The 22,009-nt window shown below is 71.3% G+C and carries 20 protein-coding genes; 9 read left to right on the forward strand and 11 right to left on the reverse strand.

The features are described 5' to 3' along the window. Positions 1 to 30: 30 nt before the first annotated feature. The 3 genes from CWN80_RS10670 to CWN80_RS10680 are packed head-to-tail and all read left to right on the forward strand — an operon-like array spanning position 31 to position 2,791. Positions 31 to 756, forward strand: a complete 726-nt coding sequence (locus CWN80_RS10670; RefSeq protein WP_128277263.1) for a hypothetical protein — start codon at positions 31 to 33, stop codon at positions 754 to 756. Continuing rightward, entirely contained in the window at positions 753 to 1,496 is a 744-nt protein-coding gene (locus CWN80_RS10675; RefSeq protein ID WP_128277264.1) for an SDR family NAD(P)-dependent oxidoreductase, read from the forward strand. Before CWN80_RS10670 ends, CWN80_RS10675 begins: the two co-directional genes overlap by 4 nt. Next, the gene (locus CWN80_RS10680) at positions 1,493 to 2,791 is read left to right on the forward strand and encodes a hydroxyacid-oxoacid transhydrogenase (RefSeq protein WP_040881083.1); all 1,299 of its coding nucleotides are present in this window, start codon (positions 1,493 to 1,495) and stop codon (positions 2,789 to 2,791) included. The genes CWN80_RS10675 and CWN80_RS10680 overlap by 4 nt, the downstream gene beginning before the upstream one ends. 97 nt (positions 2,792 to 2,888) lie before the next feature. Here the strand turns inward: CWN80_RS10680 and CWN80_RS10685 are convergent, their stop codons facing one another. From CWN80_RS10685 to pdxH, 5 genes are all read right to left on the reverse strand, one after another. Next, positions 2,889 to 3,182, reverse strand: a complete 294-nt coding sequence (locus tag CWN80_RS10685) for a hypothetical protein (RefSeq protein ID WP_007926655.1) — start codon at positions 3,180 to 3,182, stop codon at positions 2,889 to 2,891. After that, the gene (locus CWN80_RS10690; RefSeq protein ID WP_128277265.1) at positions 3,179 to 3,496 is read right to left on the reverse strand and encodes a hypothetical protein; all 318 of its coding nucleotides are present in this window, start codon (positions 3,494 to 3,496) and stop codon (positions 3,179 to 3,181) included. The genes CWN80_RS10685 and CWN80_RS10690 overlap by 4 nt, the downstream gene beginning before the upstream one ends. Before the next feature lie 547 nt (positions 3,497 to 4,043). Continuing rightward, on the reverse strand, positions 4,044 to 4,385 hold the full coding sequence (locus CWN80_RS10695) for a hypothetical protein (RefSeq protein ID WP_007926653.1): 342 nt from the start codon (positions 4,383 to 4,385) through the stop codon (positions 4,044 to 4,046). Next, a complete protein-coding gene (locus CWN80_RS10700; protein ID WP_169330593.1) occupies positions 4,382 to 5,371 on the reverse strand; it encodes an RHS repeat-associated core domain-containing protein in 990 nt (329 codons plus the stop codon). The genes CWN80_RS10695 and CWN80_RS10700 overlap by 4 nt, the downstream gene beginning before the upstream one ends. 385 nt (positions 5,372 to 5,756) lie before the next feature. After that, a complete protein-coding gene (gene pdxH / locus CWN80_RS10705; protein WP_128277266.1) occupies positions 5,757 to 6,461 on the reverse strand; it encodes a pyridoxamine 5'-phosphate oxidase in 705 nt (234 codons plus the stop codon). A 91-nt stretch (positions 6,462 to 6,552) separates the two neighbouring features. Here pdxH and CWN80_RS10710 point away from each other — a divergent pair, with 91 nt between their 5' ends. Beyond that, positions 6,553 to 8,562 carry an acyltransferase family protein gene (locus CWN80_RS10710; RefSeq protein ID WP_007928809.1) on the forward strand — a complete coding sequence of 670 codons (2,010 nt, stop codon included), beginning with the start codon at positions 6,553 to 6,555 and terminating at the stop codon, positions 8,560 to 8,562. 3 nt (positions 8,563 to 8,565) lie between these two features. Here the strand turns inward: CWN80_RS10710 and CWN80_RS10715 are convergent, their stop codons facing one another. After that, the gene (locus CWN80_RS10715; protein WP_169330618.1) at positions 8,566 to 10,530 is read right to left on the reverse strand and encodes an acyltransferase family protein; all 1,965 of its coding nucleotides are present in this window, start codon (positions 10,528 to 10,530) and stop codon (positions 8,566 to 8,568) included. Positions 10,531 to 10,651: 121 nt separating this feature from the next. Between CWN80_RS10715 and CWN80_RS10720 the strand changes: the two genes are divergently transcribed. From CWN80_RS10720 to serC, 3 genes are read left to right on the forward strand one after another with little or no spacing between them, the layout of a single operon-like run. After that, complete coding sequence (locus tag CWN80_RS10720; RefSeq protein ID WP_007928813.1) at positions 10,652 to 11,758, forward strand: citrate synthase 2; 1,107 nt, start codon at positions 10,652 to 10,654, stop codon at positions 11,756 to 11,758. 14 nt (positions 11,759 to 11,772) lie between these two features. Then, positions 11,773 to 12,624 carry an LppX_LprAFG lipoprotein gene (locus CWN80_RS10725; RefSeq protein ID WP_156811790.1) on the forward strand — a complete coding sequence of 284 codons (852 nt, stop codon included), beginning with the start codon at positions 11,773 to 11,775 and terminating at the stop codon, positions 12,622 to 12,624. Between the two features lie 5 nt (positions 12,625 to 12,629). Further along, positions 12,630 to 13,751, forward strand: coding sequence for a phosphoserine transaminase (gene serC / locus CWN80_RS10730; RefSeq protein ID WP_007928815.1), 1,122 nt, complete (start codon positions 12,630 to 12,632; stop codon positions 13,749 to 13,751). A 96-nt stretch (positions 13,752 to 13,847) separates the two neighbouring features. On the opposite strand, the gene CWN80_RS10735 is transcribed toward serC, so the two are convergent. The 5 genes from CWN80_RS10735 to CWN80_RS10755 all read right to left on the reverse strand — a co-directional run bounded on the left by CWN80_RS10735 (position 13,848) and on the right by CWN80_RS10755 (position 18,354). Next, on the reverse strand, positions 13,848 to 15,131 hold the full coding sequence (locus CWN80_RS10735) for an MFS transporter (protein ID WP_007928816.1): 1,284 nt from the start codon (positions 15,129 to 15,131) through the stop codon (positions 13,848 to 13,850). Further along, positions 15,128 to 15,535 (reverse strand): MarR family winged helix-turn-helix transcriptional regulator, encoded by a 408-nt coding sequence (locus tag CWN80_RS10740; protein WP_337590146.1) that lies wholly within the window; start codon positions 15,533 to 15,535, stop codon positions 15,128 to 15,130. The genes CWN80_RS10735 and CWN80_RS10740 overlap by 4 nt, the downstream gene beginning before the upstream one ends. A gap of 179 nt (positions 15,536 to 15,714) precedes the next feature. Then, positions 15,715 to 17,196 carry an NCS2 family permease gene (locus CWN80_RS10745; RefSeq protein WP_128277269.1) on the reverse strand — a complete coding sequence of 494 codons (1,482 nt, stop codon included), beginning with the start codon at positions 17,194 to 17,196 and terminating at the stop codon, positions 15,715 to 15,717. Next, positions 17,193 to 17,957: a DUF3027 domain-containing protein gene (locus CWN80_RS10750; RefSeq protein WP_007929211.1), complete on the reverse strand. Its 765-nt coding sequence runs from the start codon at positions 17,955 to 17,957 to the stop codon at positions 17,193 to 17,195. The genes CWN80_RS10745 and CWN80_RS10750 overlap by 4 nt, the downstream gene beginning before the upstream one ends. 1 nt (position 17,958) lies before the next feature. Further along, positions 17,959 to 18,354 (reverse strand): cold-shock protein, encoded by a 396-nt coding sequence (locus CWN80_RS10755; RefSeq protein ID WP_007929209.1) that lies wholly within the window; start codon positions 18,352 to 18,354, stop codon positions 17,959 to 17,961. Between the two features lie 126 nt (positions 18,355 to 18,480). Between CWN80_RS10755 and CWN80_RS10760 the strand changes: the two genes are divergently transcribed. Both CWN80_RS10760 and CWN80_RS10765 read left to right on the forward strand, forming a co-directional pair. Further along, positions 18,481 to 19,791, forward strand: coding sequence for an MFS transporter (locus tag CWN80_RS10760; protein WP_007929207.1), 1,311 nt, complete (start codon positions 18,481 to 18,483; stop codon positions 19,789 to 19,791). A gap of 14 nt (positions 19,792 to 19,805) precedes the next feature. Continuing rightward, positions 19,806 to 22,007, forward strand: coding sequence for a helicase-associated domain-containing protein (locus CWN80_RS10765; RefSeq protein WP_128277270.1), 2,202 nt, complete (start codon positions 19,806 to 19,808; stop codon positions 22,005 to 22,007). The last annotated feature ends 2 nt before the right edge of the window (positions 22,008 to 22,009 follow it).

The following is a 22,009-nucleotide window of genomic DNA, read 5'->3' on the forward strand; positions in this document are numbered from 1 at the left end:
CTCCTGCCGGCTCGTCGCTAGGTTGGGGTGGTGCACACCACAGCCGAGACGACGACCGTGTCCACCCTGCGCGCCGGCCCCCCGGGCACCGGCAACGGCGGCTGGTTGTGCGGGCTGCTCACCGAGCGCCTCGACGACCTCGTCCCCGCGGAGGGGGACCTGACGTCGGCGACGGTCCGCCTGAGCGCGCCGACGCCGCTCGGGCGTCCCCTGCGGTGGGAGGTCGACGGCACGGTCGCCGACGGCGCCGAGCTCGCGGTGCACCTGCTCGACGGCGACACCCTGCTCGGCACGGCCCGCCGCACGACCGCCCCCGACCTGACGGTCCCCGCACCGGTCGACCTCGAGGCGGCCCGGACCGCGGCGGCCGGCGTCGACGCGAGCGACCACCCCTTCCCCGGCTGCTACGTCTGCGGGCCCGAGGCCGAAGGGGGTCTGCGCGTCTTCGTCGGGCCGGTCGCCGGCCGCGACGACGTCCTCGCCTCGCCCGTGACCCTGACCGAGGAGGGCCTGCCGCCGGTGCTCGCAGCGCTGGACTGCCCGGGCGCCTTCGCCGTGGGCTTCGGCGAGGAGGCCTTGCTGCTCGGCACCCTCACCGCCACCGTCCACGCCGAGGTGCCCGTGGGCCGCGAGCTCGTCGTCGTCGCGTGGGAGATCGGGTGCGAGGGCCGCAAGCGCCACAGCGGCACCGCCCTGCTCGACGGCGAGCGGGTGCTCGCGAGCGCAGCCGCCACCTGGATCGTGGTGGCCCGATGAGCCGCCCCCTCGCCCTCGTCACCGGCGCCAGCTCCGGCATCGGGGCCGCCACCGCGCGTGCGCTCGCCGCGGCCGGCCACGAGGTGGTCTGTGCGGCCCGCCGCACCGACCGCATCGCCGACCTCGCCGCCGAGATCGACGGGCGCGCCGTCACCTGCGACGTCACGGACGCGGCCTCCGTCGCGGCGTTGGCCGCCGAGATCGGCGACCGCCTCGACGTGCTCGTCAACAACGCGGGTGGCGCCTTCGGCCTCGACCCGGTGGCCACGGGTGACGTCGAGGACTGGCGAGCCATGTACGAGGTCAACGTCATCGGCACCCTGCGCGTGGTGCAGGCGCTGCTCCCTTCGCTCGTCGCGGGTGAGGGGGTCATCGTCAACGTCGGCTCGACCGCCGGCCGCACCTCCTACGAGGGCGGCGCGGGCTACACCGCGGCCAAGCACGCGCTCGCGACGATGACGGAGACGATGCGCCTGGAGCTCGTCGACCAGCCGGTGCGGATCACCGAGGTCGCGCCGGGGATGGTGCACACGGAGGGCTTCTCCCTCACCCGCTTCAAGGGAGACGCGGAGCGCGCCGAGCAGGTCTACGCCGGCGTCGCCGAGCCCCTCGTCGCCGAGGACGTCGCCGACGCGATCACCTGGATGGCCACCCGCCCCCCGCACGTCAACGTCGACCTGCTCGTCATCAAGCCCCGCGCGCAGGCCGCCCAGCACAAGGTCCACCGGGAGATCACATGAGCCTGCCCACCCCCGCCACCCCCGAGGCCGTCTTCACCTACGCCGCGCCGCGCCTGAAGTTCGGGCCCGGAGCCGTCAGCGAGATCGGTCACGACGTCGCCGGGCTGGGCGCCCGGTCGGCACTCGTCGTCACCGACGCGCGGCTGGCCGCCACCGGCCACCCCGAGCGGGTCGCCGAGGCCCTGCGCTCGGCCGGGCTGCGCGCCGAGGTCCACGACTCGGCCGCCGTCGAGCCGAGCGACGCCTCCCTCGCGGCCGCCGTCGAGAGGGCGAAGGGGGCGGCCCCCTTCGACGCCGTCGTCGCCGTCGGCGGTGGGTCGAGCATCGACACGGCCAAGGCGGTTTCGCTCCTGCTCACCAACCCCGGCGAGCTCATGGACTACGTCAACGCGCCGGTCGGCGGCGGGCGGGCGCCCGAGCAGCCGGCGCTGCCCCTTGTCGCCGTGCCGACGACGACGGGCACCGGTGCGGAGTCGACCACGGTCTGCGTCCTCGACGTGCTCGCGGCCAAGGTCAAGACCGGCATCAGCCACGAGCGGCTGCGGCCGGTGCTCGCGGTCGTCGACCCCGAGCTGACCGCCACCCAGCCGCCCGGGGTCACCGCCTCGGCCGGGATGGACATCCTCTGCCACGCCCTCGAGTCGTGGACCGCGCGGCCGTACACGAGCTACGAGCACAAGACGCCTGAGCAGCGGGTGCCCTACTGCGGCTCCAACCCGATCTCTGACCTCTATGCCGAGAAGGCGATGCGCCTGCTCGCCGGCGCCTTCCGCGGTGCCGTAGCGGGCGAGGAGCGGGCCCGCACCGACATGGCGCTCGCGGCGACCTTCGCGGGGATGGGCTTCGGCAACGCCGGTGTCCACGTGCCGCACGCCAACGCCTACCCGGTCGCCGGGCGGGTCCACGACCTGGGCTCGGCCTTCCGCCCCGACGGGTACGACGTGGAGGAGGCGATGATCCCGCACGGCATGGCGGTCGCCTCGACCGCTCCGGCCGCCTTCGCGATGACTTTCGCAGCCGACCCGCAGCGCCACCTGACCGCCGCCGCCTGGCTCGACCCGCAGGGCCTCGACGCCGACGTCCCCGAGCCCGAGCGCCTGTCGGCCGTGCTGCGCCGGCTCATGCGCGACATCGGGCAGCCCTCGGGGCTCGCCGAGATCGGCTACGGCGAGGCGGACGTCGACGGCATCGTGTCCGGGACCATGCAGCAGCAGCGCCTGCTGGCGACAGCGCCGCGCGTCGTCACCGAGGAGGACCTCGCCGGGGTGGTGAGGGCTTCGATGCACCACTGGTGAGTTGGGCGATTGATGCTCCGCGGCGACACACCAAGGCTGATATTCCCCACACTGCCACCAGCCGAGAGTTGAACGACAACCCTCCGTAGCGAAGCAGTTACAGGTACGTCAGCCACCCTTCGCTGTAATAGCGCACTCTCGAGGGCGCGAGAGCGCGCTCGATCTCAGCCGCAAGCGACATTCCCCGCGCGTCCAGCTCATCGATATGGCCAGCGAGCGAGCGCCGCTCACTCAGGCCAAGGGGGACAACAACTTGATAGTCAGCGTTCCACGCGACGATGCGAGCGACCAAGTCAACAGGGAGCCCGGCCCGGTCGATCACAAGGTGGCCTTCGGACTCTTCGCGCAGGGAAGGATCAATGTAGTCGGCGGAGAGCGTCAAGTACCTCATGGCTTCCACGCCCGATGGAAGATCACGCCCGTGTCGGGGTTTATCGGCTCTTCACCCACGATGAGGGTGCCGATCCGACCTGAAGTCTGCAACTGCCCCTGCCAGCGCAGGACCAGGTTGGGGTCAATTGCAGAATCGGACGGTCTTGCAGGAACCACCGTCGTGTTGCCGTCGAACTCGCTGAGTGTCCCGACGGCAACACCCGATGGCGAGGCCGCGATCGGGTGTCCGCCCATGGACGATGGCAATGTGCCGGTCACCGGGTCTAGGACCAACACAAGGCTGTTCGGAAAAGTTGTCGCGATCTGCAGCATCAGCCGCCACCACCCAACCGATTCATCCTTGCGATGAACAGCCCTTGCTCCCGACTGCAAGCCAAGCAGTGGGGGTACACCTCGAAGGGCCCATCACTCTGCGAAATCGGCGGTTGGGGATCTGGGATCGCGCCCCCCGACTTGGTCCCTGAGGTCCTTACCCCGCATCGATGACAGCCCGTATCACTCATGATCTCGTTCAACTCGTCGCGCTGCCCTCGCGTGAAGTCCCGAGTCGTCGCCTGGGATCGAGCGGCGAGCAAATGGGCCCGGAGACAACAACCCGTCACCTGTCCTTGCGGCAACACCACTTACGCGAATCGAAACCGCCGCCCTCAAGGGCGCGACTGGAGGCTCCGTCGGCCACTCGGGTCGCGTCGATTCCACAGGCCGAGGTTCAGGGTGTGAGCCGGTCTCGTAGGCGTGGGCAGCCATGTCGTAGGTGGTGGCGAAGGCTTGAGGCAGGGCTGTCGCGCTGGATGTCGACCAGCCCAGAAGCGCCGCACAGACGACGAAGAAGCCGACCACGCGCCCCAGGCACAAGCCGTCACGCGTCATCGCGCATCGCTTCCAACGCGAGCCGAGCCAACTCTCGTATGCGGTGCCATTCAAGCGAGTGACGAAGCGCCCCCGCATCCCAGGGCACATTATCGCTCGAGAGCGCGCGGTCGATGTCCGAAAGGCGATCCTGAAGTTCTCGGTCGGAGATCTCAAGTAGTGGACTCAGCACCCTCCACACGTCGTCGAACTCAAGCCCGAGTTCGTCGATCGATCCCTCAATACCGAGGTTTCGCAGGTACTGCAGTTGGTCGTCCGCAGGGGAACTCAGTCTGCGCAGAACTCCCTGGGCAGCTTCGAGCCAGTGTTCACGGGGCGTCGATATCGTCATCGGATGATCCCGCCGAGGTCGCCGTTGGGCCCGACCACGCGCCAGTACGGATCAGGCCCGTGGTGTCCCCCGCCGGGGTGCCAACGGATTTGGGGTCCAGTCGGGTTGCCAGCATCGTTGTACTGACGGAGTACCCATCCCTGGCCTTGCCGACTTCCCTTGCCGAGGGTCTCTACTTGCCAACCAGGCGTACGGCCAATCATCGATTCGACCTGAGCCGGCGACTTTCCCACGAGCAACCGCGGGTTGGTCATCACGTCGTCAACGGACTCCAAGTACTTCCCGACCGGCCGTAGTGCCTTGGAACCCGTGTTTGCGGCGACTGGCGACGGGTTAGTCAGTCCCGCTTCCTTCTTGACCGGCGGTCCGGGAAGGAGGTCCGTGAGGCACGGGCCGACCTTGGCATACTGGCCGTTCGTGATGTGTTGTGGAGCGTTGAGTGCGTCGAGCGGAACAAAAATGCTGATGCCGAAAGATGTGGCGTTGGCCGCGTAAGTCTCCGTGCGACTCGCTTCGTATGTCGGGGTCCCGGTCGGGACGGTGCTATAGGTGAAGGCCCCTGGCTCGAGGAAATCCGATGCGCGAATACCCTTGAACAAGTCACCCCCAGTTAGGAGGTCGCCAGGCACCCAGGCCACATCGGCGAGCCCAGCCGCTCCGAGACCAACTCCCGCTCCTAGGTCTTCCAACCAGCGCGGGATTTCCCCGGATGGGTCGACCATCGTCAGAGGCCGTGCGTTGACGTACAAGTACGGGTTGCTCGCAGGGTTGGGCGGGCCGAGCGTGATCGGGTCCGGAGCGAAGAAGGCGCCGATGCCCAGGTAGTCCCGGGCCCGTAGGTGGATCGTGCCGGTGAAAGTATCGGTGTACTCGCCGGTGTACCCGATCTCCGGGGCCACCCGAGTCGCGGACTTGCTGGGAGTCTCCTGCCGGCCAAACGCTTGGTAGTCGTGGCGATAAGCCGTCGCGCCGTCCGGCTTGAGCACCTCCCTCACCAAGCAGGAGTCCAAGGAGTCGGATGGCACTGATGCTGGCGCCCACAGCTCGTTGAGGAACGTGACGGGAGTTGCTGCAACAGTCCGCGCGTGGAGCATAGAACTGCGAGCCGAACCGACTACCTGCCCGGGCGCACTGACCCCAAGCGCTAGCGCCACAACGACCCACACTGACACCACAAGACGACTCAACACAGCAAGCCCTCCCCGCGCGATGCCGTCGCTCCCCCGGATGGTGCACGAGCAGCGAGTCACATCTTGGCAGAGCAAGCGCACCCCGGCGACCCGGCGCGGGAGTCAGTCGAAACCTCACCAGCGATTCATGTATTCGCCGCCTTCGCTCGGGCTCGCCCGTCCGTTCGCCAACGCCGACCTGTCAGGGCTGGAGGCGCTCAACCCGCCAGGCGGCGGGCTCGTCGAGCCCCCCTTCGCCCCCCCTCGACCAACGGAACCGGTCGTGCAGCCGGTTGCTCCGACCGGCCCACGCCTCGACCTCGTCGCAGACGATGCGCCAACCGCCCCAGTGCTCGGGGCGGGGCACGTCACGGCCCTCGTAGCGAGACTCGACTTCAGTCCAGGCGCGCTCGAGACGCTCGCGGCCGTCGATGGGCGCTGACTGGTGCGAGACCCACGCGCTCAGCTGGGAGCCACGGGGGCGCTCAGCGAAGTAGGCGTCGATCTCCTCCCCGCCGATGCGCTCGGCGCGTCCGCGGAAGCGGATCGCACGAAACATCGACGGCCACGTCAGGGTCGCCGCGACGAAGGGCGTGGCGGCGAGCTGTCGGCTCTTCGCCGACTCCAGGCTCGTGACGAAGCCCGGCCCGCGGGCGTCGAGGAAGCGCATGAGCACCGTGCGCACATCGGGTCGGCCCTGCTCGTCGACGGTCGCGACGGCGAAGGACAGCGGCTCCGGCACGTCGCCACGGTCGACCTGACGGGCCCGCGCCGCGTCCACCCACGACGTCACGAGAGCGAAGGGGGCAGCCGGCACCTCCCCTTCGGTCAGGCCCTCGCCGGAGTAGTCCACGTGGTCCGGCCGCGGCGGGGTGCGCGGGATGATCCCGTCAGGGGAGGCACTCATGGGCGCCAGCGTACGGCCGTCTCCCCCAGCGCGACCGGACCGGCGGGTAGCCTGCCCGGGACCACAGTCCCGCCCATCCCCTGGAGTCCGCATGCGCCCTGCCGCCCCGCGGCGCACCCGCCGTCAGCGCACCTGGTGGCGCGACCTGGTGAGCACGGACCTCGACCAGATGGGCCGCTCGTACCGACCGGCGATCGACGGCTACCGCGGGCTCTTCATCATCCTCGTCATGCTGTACCACTTCGGGGTCACGCAGCTGACCGGCGGATGGGTGGGCATCAACCACTTCTTCACCTTCTCCGGCTTCCTCATCGGCGGCATCCTCATCAAGGAGTGGCAGCGGCGGGGCCGGATCGACGCCGTGCGCTTCTACCTGCGGCGCGCTCGCCGGATCGTGCCGGCACTCGTCCTGCTCGTCGTCGCGGTGCTCGTGCACACCCTGCTCGTCAACTCCGGTGACCGGCCGCAGACCGCGGGCGATGCCTTCGCCAGCCTGACCTTCTGGCAGAACTGGCGCCTCATCGGCCGCGACGACCAGTACTTCGACGTGCTCGTCGAGCCCAGCCCGCTGCGGCACGTGTGGACCCTGGGGGTGGAGGAGCAGTTCTACCTCCTTGCGCCCTTCCTCGTCGCTGCCGTCCTCGTGCTCCGGCGCCGGTGGGCGCGCACGGCCGCCGTCCTCGGCCTGGCCGGGGTCAGCGCCGCGTGGACCGCGATGCTCGCCGACGGCGGCGCGACCGGCTCGCGCCTCTACTACGGCACCGACGTGCGGGCCCAGGCGATCCTCGTCGGCGTCGCCGTCGCGATGCTCCTCACGCCCGACCGGCGTGGTGACGCCCCCCGCCTCGGCCGCTCGACAGCCGAAGCCATCGGCTGGGCCGGCACCCTGCTGTCGATCTCGGCCTTCTTCGTCCTCGACGAGACCGGCCGGTGGATCTTCGAGAGCGGCGGCATGCTCCTCTTCGCCGTCATGGCCGCGTGCATGGGCGCATCAGCGCTCGACCCCCGCCCTCTGCTCATCAACCGGATCATCAGCTGGTCGCCCCTCGTGCACCTCGGCCAGATCTCGTACGGTCTCTACCTCTTCCACTGGCCCATCTCCCTGTGGTTGCCCGTCGACGGGCTCCCGCTCGTCGTCGCGATCGCGATCAAGCTCGCCCTGGCCTGGGTCTGCGCCGTGCTGTCCTACCGCCTCGTCGAGCTGCCGGTGATGATCGACGGCTTCCGCGCACTCGTCCCCCGCAGCCTGGGCCGCACCGCCCGGCAGTGGGCTCCGGCCGGAGTCGTCGCCGCGCTCGCCGCCGTGGCCTACGCCCTGAGCACGGTGTGGTCCCCGCTCATCGACGGGGACTGGGACGGCCGCCCCCTCGCCGCCGCGGCCGAGTACCAGCAGCCGGCGCAGGACCTGCGCGTCTCGGTCGTCGGCAGCTCGATCGCGCAGTCGATCCGCGACGGCTTCGACGGGGGCGACTACCCGGGCCTGGACGTCAGCGGCCACACGCGCCGCGGGTCCTGCAACCCCGTACCCATCACCTTCAAGTACCTCGGTGGTGGTGAGGTCGAGGAGGACGCGACGTGCGCCGCCTGGCGCGAGAGCTGGCCCGACGAGGTCCGCGGGGCGGACGCCGACATCGTCCTGTCCCCCATCGAGACCGCCCTGACCCAGCCGATCGTCCTCGACGGCCGCACCGTCGAGCCGGGCACCGAGGCGCATGCTCGCGAGGTCCGCCGCGCCCTCGACGCCCTGCTCGAGCAGACCCGCCGGGCTGGCGCCCGCCAGCTGCAGCTCATCAACGCCACCTGCCACGACGACCCGGCCACCGTGCGTGACGGCGAGGAGCTCGGCGCGGTCAAGATCGACCCGTCGCCCACCAACGAGGTCGTGTCCCGCTGGGCGAAGGGAGTGCAGGACCAGCGCGGTGACGTCTCCGCGGCGGTCCTCGACCTCAACTCCGCCGTGTGCGGGGAGGGGTACCGCTCGCAGATCAACGGCGCCGAGCTCTACGCCGACCGGGTGCACTTCTCCCGGCAGGGCTCCGAGCTCGTGTGGACCTGGCTCGCGCCCGAGATCGTCACCGCCTGGGGCTTCCGGGACGCGTGAGGGTCACCGGTCGGCGTAGTTCCTGCTGACCTGCCCCAGCAGCCACTTCCACAGCATCGGGGTCACCTCCGGCGAGAAGTGCAGGAAGTCGTTGTAGACCTGCACGCCGTGCAGCTCCTCGGGGTACCCGTCGGCGCACAGCGCCCCGTCGAGGTCCACGACCCGCACGTCGTCGGGGTGGGTCTCGGCCCAGGACTCGACGAGCCCGTTGAGGATCTCCGGGTTCTTGTACTCCGCGAGCATCTGCGGCTCCGACTCCAGGACCGCCTGGACCTCGTCCGGGATGTCGTCGGGGGGCAGGCGGCAGGGCACGTTGACGATCTGCACCTGCTCGGCCCCGGCTCCCTTCGCCTGGTCGTAGACGGTCTCGAAGCGATCGGTGATGACCTGACGGAAGCGCGGGTCGTCGAGCCAGAGCCGCTCGCCGTCGACGATGTGCGGCAGCCCGACGAGGGGCGAGGCGAAGAGCATGAGCACCTGGTCGTCGGCGGCCTCGAAGTCGGTGGTCCACTGCTTCTTCTGCGTGACGCACCACGGCTCGGTCTTCTTCGACAGACCGGGAGCCCAGCTGATCGGCTCGTCGAGGAGGTCGCAGCCCTCCCGTGCGTGGTTGTCGATCTGCACCCCGGGGAACTGCGCCGCCGGGAAGCGCTCGCCGAGGAAGTAGGGCACCGAGTCGCCGAGGATGCCGATCCGGGTGGGCGCGTCCGGGACGTACTCCACCTGCCCGTCGACGATGTCCGGCAGGTCGGCCACGGTCGCCGTCGGCGCGGTCGACTGCTGCTCCGGCGCGGTCCGGACGAGCCCGAGGCCGAGGACGGCGACGAGGACCACGGGCAGGACGGCGGCGAGCAGGGGCTCGCGCGTCCGCGGCAGGACCCCACGGATCCCGCGCGCGATGACCGGCTCCTCGAGGTAGGTGTACGAGACGTGCGCGATGGCGACGGTGAGAGCCATCCCGACGACGAAGACCGCGATGGTGCTGTCACCCAGCGAGGTCTGGGCCAGCATGACGTAGATCGGCCAGTGCCAGAGGTAGAGGCCATAGGTGCGCTCCCCGACGAAGGCCAGCGGCGCCCAGGAAAACAGCGTGCGTGTCGGGTTGGGCCGCGGGTCGGCGCAGGCGAGGACGAGCAGGACGCTGCCGATGCCGAAGAAGAACATCCCACCGTGGTTGAACATCCACCCGGTGTACGGCGTGATGATCGCGAAGCAGATGACCGACGACACGAGGCCGACGAGGCCGCCGACCCAGATGAGCGGCATCGGCAGGTCCGGCGGGGCGATGCCCTTGCCCTTGGGAGCGCGCAGCACACCGATCGCGGCACCGAGGAAGAGCGCCTGGGCCCGGGTGTCGGTGCCGTAGTAGAGCCGCGGGTAGTCCGACTGGTCGTGGAAGCCGAGCATCGCGGTCCACACCGCGGAGGCGACCGCGCCCAGCACGAGGACGGCCATCGAGATGCGGCGGTTGCGGAAGAGCACGTACAGGCCGATGAGGACGAGCGGGGCGACGATGTAGAACTGCTCCTCGATCGCCAGCGTCCACGCGTGACGAAGGGGAGAGGCGCCGCCAGCCGTCCCGAAGTACTGGTCCTCCTGGTGGATGAGTCGCCAGTTCATGACGTACCCGAGCGTCGCCAGGACGTCGCCGCCGAGCTTGCGGCGGATGCCTTCGGGAGCCGCGAGCGCGCCCCAGGCCATGACGACGAGGAGCATCACGAGCAGTGCCGGCAGCAGGCGGCGGATCCGCCGCTTGTAGAAGCCCCACACGTCGATCGAGCCGTAGCGGGACTGCTCGGCCGTCAGCAGACGCACGATGAGGAACCCGGAGAGGACGAAGAAGAGGTTGATCGTCACCCACATGCCCTCGAGCTGGGTCAGCCCGAAGTGGAAGGCGATGAACAGGAGGATGAAGACGCCTCGCAACCCGTCCAGAGCCGGGCTGTACCCCGTACGCACCTTCGACACCTGTGTCCCTCCCTCGCGGCCCGCCGTGCGGCATGCTACCCGTGGCAGGTCTTCGGCACGCCCGTGGTGCGTGCGACACTGATCGCTGAGCAGCTCGACGCACGAACGAAAGAGGCACCCGATGACGGACACCGAGGTCAAGCACGGTCTGGAGGGCGTCGTCGCCTTCGAGTCGGAGATCGCCGAGCCCGACAAGGCCGGCGGCAACCTGCGCTACCGCGGGGTCGACATCAACGATCTCGTCGGCAAGGTCTCCTTCGGCCGTGTCTGGGGCCTGCTCGTCGACGACTCCTTCGACCCGGGCCTCCCCCCGGCCGAGCCCTTCCCGCTGCCGGTCCACAGCGGCGACATCCGTGTCGACGTGCAGTCGGCCCTCGCACAGCTGGCTCCTCTGTGGGGCTTCAAGCCGCTCCTCGACATCGACGACACGCAGGTGCGCGACGACCTGGCCCGCGCTTCGGTCATGGCGCTGTCCTTCATCGCCCAGTCGGCGCACGGGCAGCACTCGGCGATGGTGCCGCAGGCCCGGGTCGACGAGGGCAAGAACATCGTCGAGCGCTTCATGATCCGCTGGCGCGGCGAGCCCGACCCCAAGCACGTCGAGGCGATCGACGCCTACTTCATCTCCGCGGCCGAGCACGGCATGAATGCCTCGACCTTCACCGCGCGCGTCATCGCCTCGACCGGCGCCGACGCCGCCGCCTGCCTCTCTGGGGCCGTGGGCGCGATGTCCGGCCCGCTGCACGGTGGCGCCCCCTCGCGGGCGCAGCACATGATCGAGGGCGTCGAGCGCACCGGCGACGCGACGAAGTACGTCAAGGAGGCGCTGGACCGCAAGGAGCGCCTCATGGGCTTCGGGCACCGCGTCTACCGGGCCTACGACCCGCGCGCGGCCGTCTTGCGCGACACCTGCAAGCGCCTCGGCGCCCCGCGCTACGAGGTCGCCCTCGAGCTGGAGAAGGCCGCCATCGCCGAGCTCGCGGACCGCTACCCGGAGCGCAAGATGGAGACCAACGTCGACTACTGGGCCGCGGTCCTGCTCGACTTCGCCGACGTCCCCGGCGAGATGATGACCCCGCTCTTCGTCTGCGCCCGCACCGCCGGCTGGTCGGCCCACGTGCTCGAGCAGAAGCGCACCGGCCGCCTCATCCGCCCGAGCAGCAAGTACACCGGTCCCGGCCCGCGTCCGATCACCGACGTCCACGGCTACGACCTGCTCCCCGGCTGATGCGTACCGTCGCGATGGCCCTCGCCGCCACCGCCACCCTCGCCCTGGCGGCGTGCGGTGGCGACGGGGGCCCGGGCCCGACGGCCGGCAGCACCTCCAAGGACGCCCCGATCCCCTCGTCGACGCCCTCGGCCTCCGCCTCGTCCACGGCGCCGTCGTCGACGTCGAAGGGAGCCGGGACCACGAGCTCGTCGAGCCACCGGTCCCCGTCGAGCTCCGCCCCCTCGTCCACGTCGACCGACACGGGCACGCCCTTCGACGCGGACGAGTTCACGAGCAAGCTCGAGGCCGCGGTCGACGCCAACCCGACAGTGGCTCTCGACGTGCGGATCGGGCCGAAGGACTCCCCCGCGGCCACGGCCACCGGGAAGCAGGACCTGGCAGACAACGCCCTGGAGATGGAGGTCTCCGTCGGGTCCCAGCAGCTGACCTACCGCCTCGTCGACGGCCAGTACTACCTCGCCCAACCACCCAAGTGGGTCCCGGTGACCAAGGACTCGACCAACCCCCTCATCCAGCAGGCCCTGAGCCAGACGGAGCTGCTGAGCATGCGGACCCAGCTCGACGCCTTCATCGCCGGCGTCGAGTCCGCGGGCGACAAGGGCACCGAGGAGATCGACGGCGTGTCGACGACTCACTACACCGCGACGGTCCGCACCGCCGACGTCCGTCGCGAGCTGGGCCTGGACCAGGACCCCAACGGACCGGCGACGGCCATCTACGACGTGTGGCTCGACGACGACGACCTCATCCGCAAGATGTCCTTCACGCAAAACGGCGCCGAGGCCGAGCTCATCGCCACGGACTGGGGCAAGCCGCTCACCATCAGCAAGCCCACGTCCTCCGAGCTGGCGAAGGTCGGTTGACGTCCGTGACTGCCGACATCACCATCCCCGAGGAGCTGCGGCCCCGCGACGGCCGTTTTGGCTCGGGCCCCTCGCTCGTCCGCCCCGAGCAGCTCGACCACCTCGTCACCCTCGGCCAGACCGTCCTCGGCACCTCGCACCGTCAGGCGCCGGTGCGCTCCCTCGTCGGCGGGCTGCGCGAGGGGCTCGGCGAGCTCTTCGCGCTGCCCGACGGCTACGAGGTGGTCCTCGGCAACGGCGGGTCGACCGCCTTCTGGGACATCGCCGCGCTCGGGCTGGTCCGCGAGCGGGCCCAGCACCTCGTCTTCGGCGAGTTCTCGAGCAAGTTCGCCGCGGTGACCCGCCGCGCCCCCTTCCTCGCCGAGCCCGACGTGCGCTCGGTCGACCCCGGGTCGCTCGTCGCGCCCGAGGCGGTCGCCGGCGTCGACGCCTACGCCTGGCCGCACAACGAGACCTCGACCGGCGTCATGGCGCCGGTGCAGCGCCCGGCGGGGGTCGACGACGACGCCCTGGTCCTCGTCGACGCGACCTCGGGCGCAGGCGGCCTCTCGGTCGACATCGCGCAGACCGACGCCTACTACTTCGCACCGCAGAAGTCCTTCGCCTCGGACGGCGGCATCTGGTTCGCGATCCTCTCCCCTGCCGCGATCGCGCGGGCCGAGGAGATCGCGGCCACCGACCGGTGGATCCCCGACTTCCTCTCGCTGACCGCGGCGATCGACAACTCGCGCAAGGACCAGACGCTCAACACCCCGGCGGTGGCGACCCTGGCCCTCATGGCCGAGCAGGTGCGCTGGCTCAACGAGTCCGGCGGCCTCCCCTTCGCCTCCGGCCGCACCGCGGACTCCTCCTCACGGATCCACGCGTGGGCCGAGCAGGGGGATGCGACGAGCCTCTTCGTCGCCGACCCGGCCGCCCGCTCGCAGGTCGTGACGACGGTCGACTTCGATGACGACGTCGACGCGGCAGCGATCGCGGCGACCCTGCGTCAGCACGGCATCGTCGACGTCGAGCCCTATCGCAAGCTCGGTCGCAACCAGCTGCGCATCGCGACCTTCCCGGCGGTCGACCCCGACGACGTCACCGCGCTGCTCGCCTGCATCGACCACGTCCGCGAGCGCATCTGAGGCACCCGCGCGCGGGTCACAGCAGGGCCGAGAGCACGGCCACGAGGACGAGCGAGCCGAGGACGGCCCACGTCATGATCCGCCGAAACCGGGGCGTCATCGGGCGGCCTGCGGGACGTCGTGGGTGGGCGCGGAGGAGACGCGCACGCGCGGGCGGCGCTGGCTGGAGTAGGTCACCTCGACATTCTCGTGCCGCGCGAGCCAGAAGGACACCGCGACCAGCGTGATCCCGACCGCGACGGCCCCGATGCCGATCGTCCACCGCGGCCCGAGCACGTCACCGACCCAGCCGATGAGCGGCGCGCCGATGGGGGTGCCGCCGAAGAAGATCGCCATGTAGAGCGCCATGACCCGGCCGCGCATCACCGGGTCGGTGCGCATCTGGACCATGGCATTGGCCGTCGTCATCGTCGTGAGGGCGGTGAGGCCACATGCGGCGAGCGCGACGGCAAAGGTGGCGTAGGTCGGCGCGAGGGCGGCGAAGCCCGCGGCGAAGGTGAAGCCGACGAGCGAGAGCAGCAGCACCCTCAGCCGCGGCTCGCTGCGGCGCGCGGCGAGCAGGGCGGCGCTCAGCGAGCCGATCGCCATGATCGAGCCGAGCAGCCCGTAGTCCTCGGCGCCGCGCTCGAAGACCTGGGTGGCCATGAGCGCGATGGTGATCTGGAAGTTCATGCCGAAGGTGCCGAGGACGAAGATCAGCACCATGACGAGGACGATGTCGGGGCGGCCGCGCACATAGCGCAGGCCCTCCAGGGCCGAGCCGCGACCGGTCGAGCGCGGTGCCGGCGTCAGCTCGCTCGCGCGCATGAGCAGCAGCGCGATGAGCACCGAGACAAAGGTCAGGCTGTTGGCGAGCAGCGCCAGCCCCGACCCCACCCAGGCGATGACGAGACCCGCGACGGCGGGGCCCACGAGGCGACCGAGGTTGAAGGAGGCCGAGTTGAGCGCCACCGCGTTGGCCAGGCGCTCGCGCGGCACCATCTCGGAGACGAAGGTCTGCCGTGCCGGGTTGTCGAAGGCGGTCGCGATGCCCGTCATCAGGGCCAGGCCGTAGAAGTGCCACAGCTGGGCGCTGTCGGTGACGACGAGGACACCACCGATGAGCGCGCTCAGCGCGAGCAGGGTCTGCGTGAGCAGCAGCAGCGCCCGCTTGGGGTAGCGGTCGGTGACCGCGCCGGTCCACGGCGCGAGGAGCAGCATCGGCAGGAACTGCAGGCCGGTGACGATGCCGAGCGCCGACGCGGAGTGGTCGGTGAGCTCGGTGAGCACGACCCAGTCCTGGGCGACGCGGCCCATCCACGTGCCGACGTTGGAGACGATCGCGCCGAGCGCGTAGATGCGGTAGTTGCGGATCGAGAGGGAGGCGAAGGTGGGGCTCATCGGGCCGCGATCCGACCGAGGATCCCGCTCGCCGCGACGAGCGTGTCCTGCTCCTCGCGGGTCAGCTCGGCGACCCGCTCGGTCATCCACTTGTCGCGCCGCCGCCGGGTCTGCGTCAGCGCCGTGCGCCCCTGCTCCGTCAGCTCGACGAGCACGCGGCGCCCGTCCTGCGGGTCGTCGTGCCGCTCGACGAGGCCGTCGTCGGCGAGGCAGGCGACGGTGCGGGTCATGCTCGGGGCCGAGACCTTCTCGATGTCGGCGAGCGCCCGGGGGGTCAGCGGACCGTCCTCGAGGCGGGCGAGCACGGAGAACTGGTGGGGCGCGATGACGTCGGTGCTCTCGAAGCGGATGCGGCGGCTGATGCGCATGCACGCCAGCCGGAGGTCCTCGCTCAACGCGCCCACCGCCGCACGGCCCAGCGCTCTCGACTCCGCCACCGGCTCTCCCTTCGCTCGCATCAACACGTTGGTACAACTCATTACCTGTGCTAACTATTCCTCGGCGGCGCAGAAAAACCCCGCCGCCGCACGGGTGTGGACCACGTGCGACGGCGGGGTGTCCGCGTCGATCGGCGAAGGGAGCGTCACCCCACCCCGAGCACCCCCTTGATCGGGTCGATGCCGAAGTACAGGACGAAGAGGCCAGCGACGAGCCACATGAGCGGGTGGATCGTCGCCGCGCGGCCACGCACCGCCTTGATGAAGACGTAGCTGACGAAGCCGGCGCCGATGCCCGCGGTGATCGAGTACGTGAAGGGCATGAGGGCGATCGTCAGGAAGGCCGGGATCGCGATCTCCAGGTCCTCCCAGTCGATCTCCTTGACCTGCTGCATCATGAGGAAGCCGACGAGCACGAGCGCGGGGGTGGCCGCCTCGTAGGGCACGACTGCGACGAGCGGCGACAAGAAGGTCGCGAGCAGGAAGAGCACGCCCGTGACGACCGAGGCCAGACCGGTGCGGGCCCCCTCGCCGACACCGGAGGCCGACTCGATGTAGCTCGTGTTGGAGCTGACCGCAGCAGCACCACCGGCCGCGGCGGCGAGCGAGTCGACGACGAGGATCCGCTGCGAGTTCGGCGGGTTGCCCTCCTCGTCGAGCAGGTCGCCCTCCGCGCCGACGGCGACCATCGTGCCCATCGTGTCGAAGAAGTCCGCGAGCAGGATCGTGAAGACGAGCAGCGCCGCCGAGACGACCCCGATCTTGTCGAAGGAGCCCAGCAGGTTGAAGTCGCCGAGCAGGCCGAACTGCGGCGTGGCGGCGATGGAGTCGGGCACCTGCGGGACGTTGAGCCCCCAGCCGGTCGGGTTGACCAGCTCACCCGCCTCGTTGGTCTGCGAGCCGATGCTGAAGACCGCCTCGACGACCATCGCGAGGATCGTCGTGCCGAGGATGCCGTAGAGGATCGCGCCCTTCACGCCGCGCACGTGCAGCGCGATGATGATGAAGAGGCCGATGACGAAGACGAGCAGCGGCCAGCCGGCGAGGAAGCCGCCGACACCCAGCTCACCCAGGGGACCCCCTTCGGCCTTGCGGACGAAGCCGGCGTCGACGAGGCCGACGACGGTGATGAAGAGGCCGATGCCGACGGAGATGGCCGTCTTGAGCGGCGCCGGCACGGCGTGCAGCACCGCCTTGCGGAAGCCGGTGAGCACGAGCAGCAGGATGATCAGGCCCTCGAGGACCACGAGGCCCATCGCGTCCGCCCAGGTCATCTCCGGCAGCTTGGCGATGCCGAAGGCGACGAAGGCGTTGAGCCCCAAGCCCGCGGCGAGGGCCAGCGGGTAGTTGGCCACGACCCCCATGAGCAGCGTCATGACACCCGCCACGAGGGCGGTGCACGCCGCGACCATCGCGAGGTTGGGCTCGTCGCCCCCACCGAGGAAGCCGCCCGTCGAGTCGGCCTGGGTCCCGATGATCAGCGGGTTGAGGACGACGATGTAGGCCATCGTGAAGAAGGTCGCGAAGCCACCGCGGACCTCCCGGCCGATCGTCGAGCCACGCTCGTGGATCTTGAAGTACCGCTCGATCGCGGAGCCCTCCGCAGGGGGCGCAGTAGGCGTGCTCACAGGGTCTCCAGCACCTCGTCGTCCAGGATCGGTGTCCCGACCTGCTCCGGCTCGGGGGCGTCCATGTCGACCTCCGAGTGCGCGCCGCAGCCGTGGTCCCTGCTGACGACCGTGCCGTCGCTCGGGCTCCACTCGTTGGCGCAGACGCCGAAGACGGAGCGCAGCGCGCCCGCCATCGGCAGGAAGTAGCCGCAGCCGTCGCACCGCGCCGGCGCCTTGACGGCGACCTCGGCGGTCGGCCCGTGGCTGCCGTCGTACCACCGCTGCGCGGCGCGGTCGCGGCCCTCCGCGGAGAGCACCCGGGGGCGGCCGAGGCCGAGCTCCCACAGCGCGACGGCGTCGACGTCCTCCTCGCCCGTGGCCTCGAAGCCGGCCTCGAGGTTGGGGTCGTCGTCGACCTTGGGCGTCACGTCCCCCGGGCCGACGTCGCCGGGCGCGAGGCGCTCGGCCCACGGCAGCCACTCCGGGGAGAGGATCGCGCCGTCGCCGGGCAGCAGCTGCGACTCGCAGACGGTCGCGCTCTTGGAGCGCGGGGCGCGGGTGACGGTGACGGCCCAGTTCCAGCCGCCGTACCCGGGCAGGGTCGCGGCGAACCAGTGGGTGCCGAGCCGCTCGGCGTCGAGGGTGAAGCCGACGTGCTCGCCGACGCCCTCCCCCTTCGTCGCCTCGAGCAGCTCACGGCGGGCCGGCTCGACAGCAGCCGCGAGGACGGCATCGGCCTTCGGCCGGGCCTTGCGGGTCCGGGTGGCGGTCTCGGTCATCTCAGCCCTCCAGGTCGTCGGCGACCCGGCGCAGGACCTGCGCGACCTTGGCGCCCTGCGCCTTGTCAGGGTAGCGCCCGCGACGCAGGCCGTTGCCGACGTTGTCGAGGAGCTTGATGACGTCCTCGACGATGGCGGCCATGTCCTCGGCACCCTTGCGGTCGCGCTGGCGCAGGTTGGAGCTGACGCTCGGGGGCGCGTCGAGGACCTTGACCGACAGCGCCTGGGCGCCGCGGCGCCCCTCGACGATGCCGTAGTCCACGCGGGTGCCGCCCTTGAGGGTCGTCGTGCCCTCGGGCAGGGCGTTGGCGTGGAGGAAGATGTCCGCGCCGTCATCCCCGGAGATGAAGCCGAAACCCTTCTCCGCGTCGTACCACTTGACCTTGCCAGTAGGCACCGTGCACCTCTTGCTCGCATACGAAAGTGTGTGGGCGCACGGGACCGTGCACCACCGACAAGGCTAACCCGTGCGGGCCAAAACCCGGTGGTCGGATGTCGGCGGTCTGGGGCAGCATTGCCCCTCGTGACCACGCTGCCCAAGGACCTCGCCGCCCACGAGATCGGGCCGGGTCTGGCCGGCTTCTGGCGGGCGCTGCCGCGCGAAGGGCGGTTCCTCCTCTCCACCGTCGCGCTCCAGCACCTCGGGCGGGGCATGACTCTGCCCTTCACCGTGATCTACCTGCACGAGGTGCGGCACTTCTCCCTCGACGCGGCGGGCACGATCATGGCCCTGCTCGCCCTCGTCGCGGCGCTCGCCGCGGGCCCGATGGGCAGCCTCACCGACCGGCTCGGCGCCCGGTGGATGCTCATCAGCGCCGGGGTCGCCCAGAGCCTCGGTGCGGTGGCGATGGCCTTCGCGACCTCGTTGCCCGTGGCCGTGCTCGGCGCCGTGCTCATGGGGCTCTCGCAGAGCATCGGCTGGTCGGCGTCCAACACCTTCATCTCCGCGCTCGTGCGCGGGCCGCTGCGGCAGCGGTACTTCGGGGTCAACTTCGCCCTGCTCAACCTCGGCATCGGGGTCGGCGGGCTCATCGCGGGCGCCTTCGTCGACGTCGCCCGGCCGGTGACCTTCGAGGCGATCTTCCTCCTCGACGCCGTGCTCGTGCTCATCCCGGGCATCTGGCTGCTCGGCCCGCTGCGGCACGTGCACGCCCGCGCCGAGCACCCGGGCGACGGCTCGTCCGCCGCCACCTACGCGACGGTCCTGCGGCTGCCCGGCATGCGGTGGGTGCTGCTCCTGGCGATCCTCACGAGCTTCGTCGGCTACGGGCAGTTCGAGGCCGGCGTGCCCGCCTTCGCGCGGACCATCTCGCAGGTGGGCACCGAGACGATCGGCGTGCTCTTCGCGTGCAACACCGCGGTGATCGTCCTGCTGCAGTTCTGGGTGCTCCACCGCATCGAGGGCCACCGGCGCACCCGCATCGGCCTGCTCATGCTCGTCATCTGGCTCTGTGCCTGGGGCGCGATGGGCCTGAGCGGCCTCCTGCCCGACACCCTCGCGGCGGCGGCGCTCGTCGTCCTCTTCGGGGCGCTCTTCGGGCTGGGCGAGACCCTGCTCCAGCCGACGCTGCCGGCGATCACCAACGACATGGCGCCCGACCACCTGCGCGGGCGGGTCAACGCGGCCCAGTCGACCGCCTTCATGGGCGGCGGGGTCCTCGGGCCGCTCGCCGCGGGCTTCCTGCTCGACCGCGACCTCGGGGGCCTCTTCATCGGCATCATCATCGGGGGCCTGGCCGTCACCGCGTGGGTCATGCTGCGGCTCGAGCGGATCATCAGCCCGGCGGTCAACGGCGTCCTCGTGACCGCCGGCGACGAGCAGCCCGTCCGCTGAACTACCGTGAGGCGGTGCGATCACTCGCCGAGGACATCCGCCACCGCTCCGACGTCGAGCTCGTGGCCCTGCTCGACCTGCGCCCGGACCTGGCCCGGCCGCAGCCGGCCGACCTGACCGCCCTCGCGGCCCGGGCGAGCACCCGGGCCAGCACCGCCCGCGCCGTCGACCACCTCGACCTGCCGCACCTCACCGCCCTGCAGGCCTGCGCGGTGACGGGCAGCACCGACCCGGCGGTCATCGCCCCCCTCCTCGGCACGGACGAAGGGGGCGCCGCCCCCTTCGTCGAGCACCTGACCACCGCCGCCCTGCTGTGGCGGTCCACCGACGGGCTCGCCCTCTCCCGCACGGTCGTCGACGTGCTCGGCCCGCACCCCGCAGGCCTGGGCCCGACGGCCCACAGCCTCGGCCACGCCCTCCCCGACGACCTCGCGGGAGCGGTGGCCGATCTCTCCCCGGAGGCGCGGCGGGTCCTCGAGCGGGTCGCCCTGCACGGCCCGACCGCGACGGTGCCCACCGACCCCGCGAGCCGCGCCGGCCAGGCCGTGGCCGAGCTCGTCGACACCGGTCTCGTCGCGGCGCCCGACGCCGAGCACGTGCTCGTGCCCCGCGAGGTGGCCCTCGTCGTGCGCGGCGGCCGTCTCGTCGACGCACCCCTCGACGAGACGACGTCGACCGCGCGCACCCTCTCCCCCGACGACGTCGACCGGGCCGCGACCGCCGCCGCGACCGAGCTCGTCGCGCTCGTCGACGAGCTGCTCGACCACCTCGACGAGACGAGCCCTCGGGTGCTGCGCAGCGGCGGGATGGCCGTGCGCGACCTGCGATCGCTCGCCGGTCGGGTCGACCTCGACGAGCCGGCGACGACCTTCCTCCTCGAGCTGGCGCTCGGGGCCCAGCTGCTCGCCGACGACCACGCCCTCGAGCCCACCTGGCGGCTGACGAGCGTCGTCGACGAGTGGCGGGCGCGCTCGACCGCTGACCGGTGGGCGGCCCTGGCCGGGCCGTGGCTCGACTCGCTCCGGGCCAGCGTCGTCCCGGCCCCCGAGGACGGCGGGCGGGTCAACGCCCTGTCCGAGGGCATGGTCTGGCCGCCCGTCCGGGCGCTGCGCCACGAGGTGCTCGACATCCTCGCCGCGCTGCCCGAGGGCAGCGCCCCCGACCTCGAGGAGGTGATGCGCCGCCTGCGTCACCGTCGGCCACGCCGCATGCCGCACGGGGCCGACGAGGCCGTCGCCGCCCTGCTGCGCGAGGGCGAGCAGCTCGGGGTGACCGGGCGCGGGGCCCTGGGCTCCTTCGGGCGGCTGCTCACCACCGACGCCGCGCGGGCCGGTCAGCACCTGGCCGAGCTCGTCCCGGAGCCCGTCGACCGGCTGCTGCTCCAGGCCGACCTCACCGCGATCGTCCCCGGCACACCCGTCCCCGAGCTCGCCGCCCTGCTGCGGCGCAGCGCGACCCTTGAGTCACGGGGTGGGGCGAGCGTGCACCGCTTCACCGAGACCTCGCTGCGGGCCGCGCTCGACGCGGGCTGGACCGCCGACGACCTGCTCGACACGCTCAGCCGCTACAGCGCCGGGCCGGTGCCGCAGCCCCTCGACTACCTCGTGCGCGACGTCGCCCGACGCCACGGCCAGCTGCTCGTCGGCGCCGCGGGCAGCTACCTGCGCAGCGACGACCCCACGCACCTCGAGGCCCTGCTCACCCACCGCGAGCTCTCCCACCTGCAGCTGCGGCAGCTCGCCCCGACCGTGCTCGTCAGCCCGGTCGGGCCGACGGTCCTACTCGAGGCGCTGCGCGAGGTGGGGTCCGCACCCGCGCTCGAAGGCCCCGGAGGCGTCGTCTCGAGCCGACCGGGTGCTCCACGCATCACCCCGCGCCGGGCCCGCCCGGTCACCGAGATCGCGCCCGAGCCCTCCGACGAGGTCGTCCGTCGCCTGCGCGAGGGCGAGGCCCGCGCCGACCGGCAGCGCGCCCTCCCGCACGACGACGGGCCGGTGATCCCCGCCCTCGACCCGGCGAGCAGCGCGGCCCTGCTCCGCGAGGCCGCCGCCGACCGCCTGCCCGTCTGGCTCGGGGTCACCGATGCCGTCGGCGCCACCCGCCGCCTGCTCTTCCACCCGACGAGCATCGATGGAGGCCGCGTCGGTGGCGAGGTCGACGCCGTGCACCAGGTCTTCTCCCTCCACCGGATCACGGGCGTCGTCATCGACGGGTGAGG

The sequence above is a fragment of the Janibacter hoylei PVAS-1 genome (genome assembly GCF_004025845.1).
GTDB lineage: Bacteria > Actinomycetota > Actinomycetes > Actinomycetales > Dermatophilaceae > Janibacter > Janibacter hoylei.

Bases quoted from the DNA above. Each gene is read 5' to 3' on its own strand.
- CWN80_RS10675 (WP_128277264.1), top strand. From the start codon at position 753: ATGAGCCGCCCCCTCGCCCTCGTCACCGGCGCCAGCTCCGGCATCGGG.
- CWN80_RS10680 (WP_040881083.1), top strand. From the start codon at position 1,493: ATGAGCCTGCCCACCCCCGCCACCCCCGAGGCCGTCTTCACCTACGCC.
- CWN80_RS10685 (WP_007926655.1), bottom strand. From the start codon at position 3,182: ATGAGGTACTTGACGCTCTCCGCCGACTACATTGATCCTTCCCTGCGC.
- CWN80_RS10690 (WP_128277265.1), bottom strand. From the start codon at position 3,496: ATGCTGCAGATCGCGACAACTTTTCCGAACAGCCTTGTGTTGGTCCTA.
- CWN80_RS10695 (WP_007926653.1), bottom strand. From the start codon at position 4,385: ATGACGATATCGACGCCCCGTGAACACTGGCTCGAAGCTGCCCAGGGA.
- pdxH (WP_128277266.1), bottom strand. From the start codon at position 6,461: ATGAGTGCCTCCCCTGACGGGATCATCCCGCGCACCCCGCCGCGGCCG.
- CWN80_RS10710 (WP_007928809.1), top strand. From the start codon at position 6,553: ATGCGCCCTGCCGCCCCGCGGCGCACCCGCCGTCAGCGCACCTGGTGG.
- CWN80_RS10720 (WP_007928813.1), top strand. From the start codon at position 10,652: ATGACGGACACCGAGGTCAAGCACGGTCTGGAGGGCGTCGTCGCCTTC.
- CWN80_RS10725 (WP_156811790.1), top strand. From the start codon at position 11,773: ATGGCCCTCGCCGCCACCGCCACCCTCGCCCTGGCGGCGTGCGGTGGC.
- CWN80_RS10735 (WP_007928816.1), bottom strand. From the start codon at position 15,131: ATGAGCCCCACCTTCGCCTCCCTCTCGATCCGCAACTACCGCATCTAC.
- CWN80_RS10750 (WP_007929211.1), bottom strand. From the start codon at position 17,957: ATGACCGAGACCGCCACCCGGACCCGCAAGGCCCGGCCGAAGGCCGAT.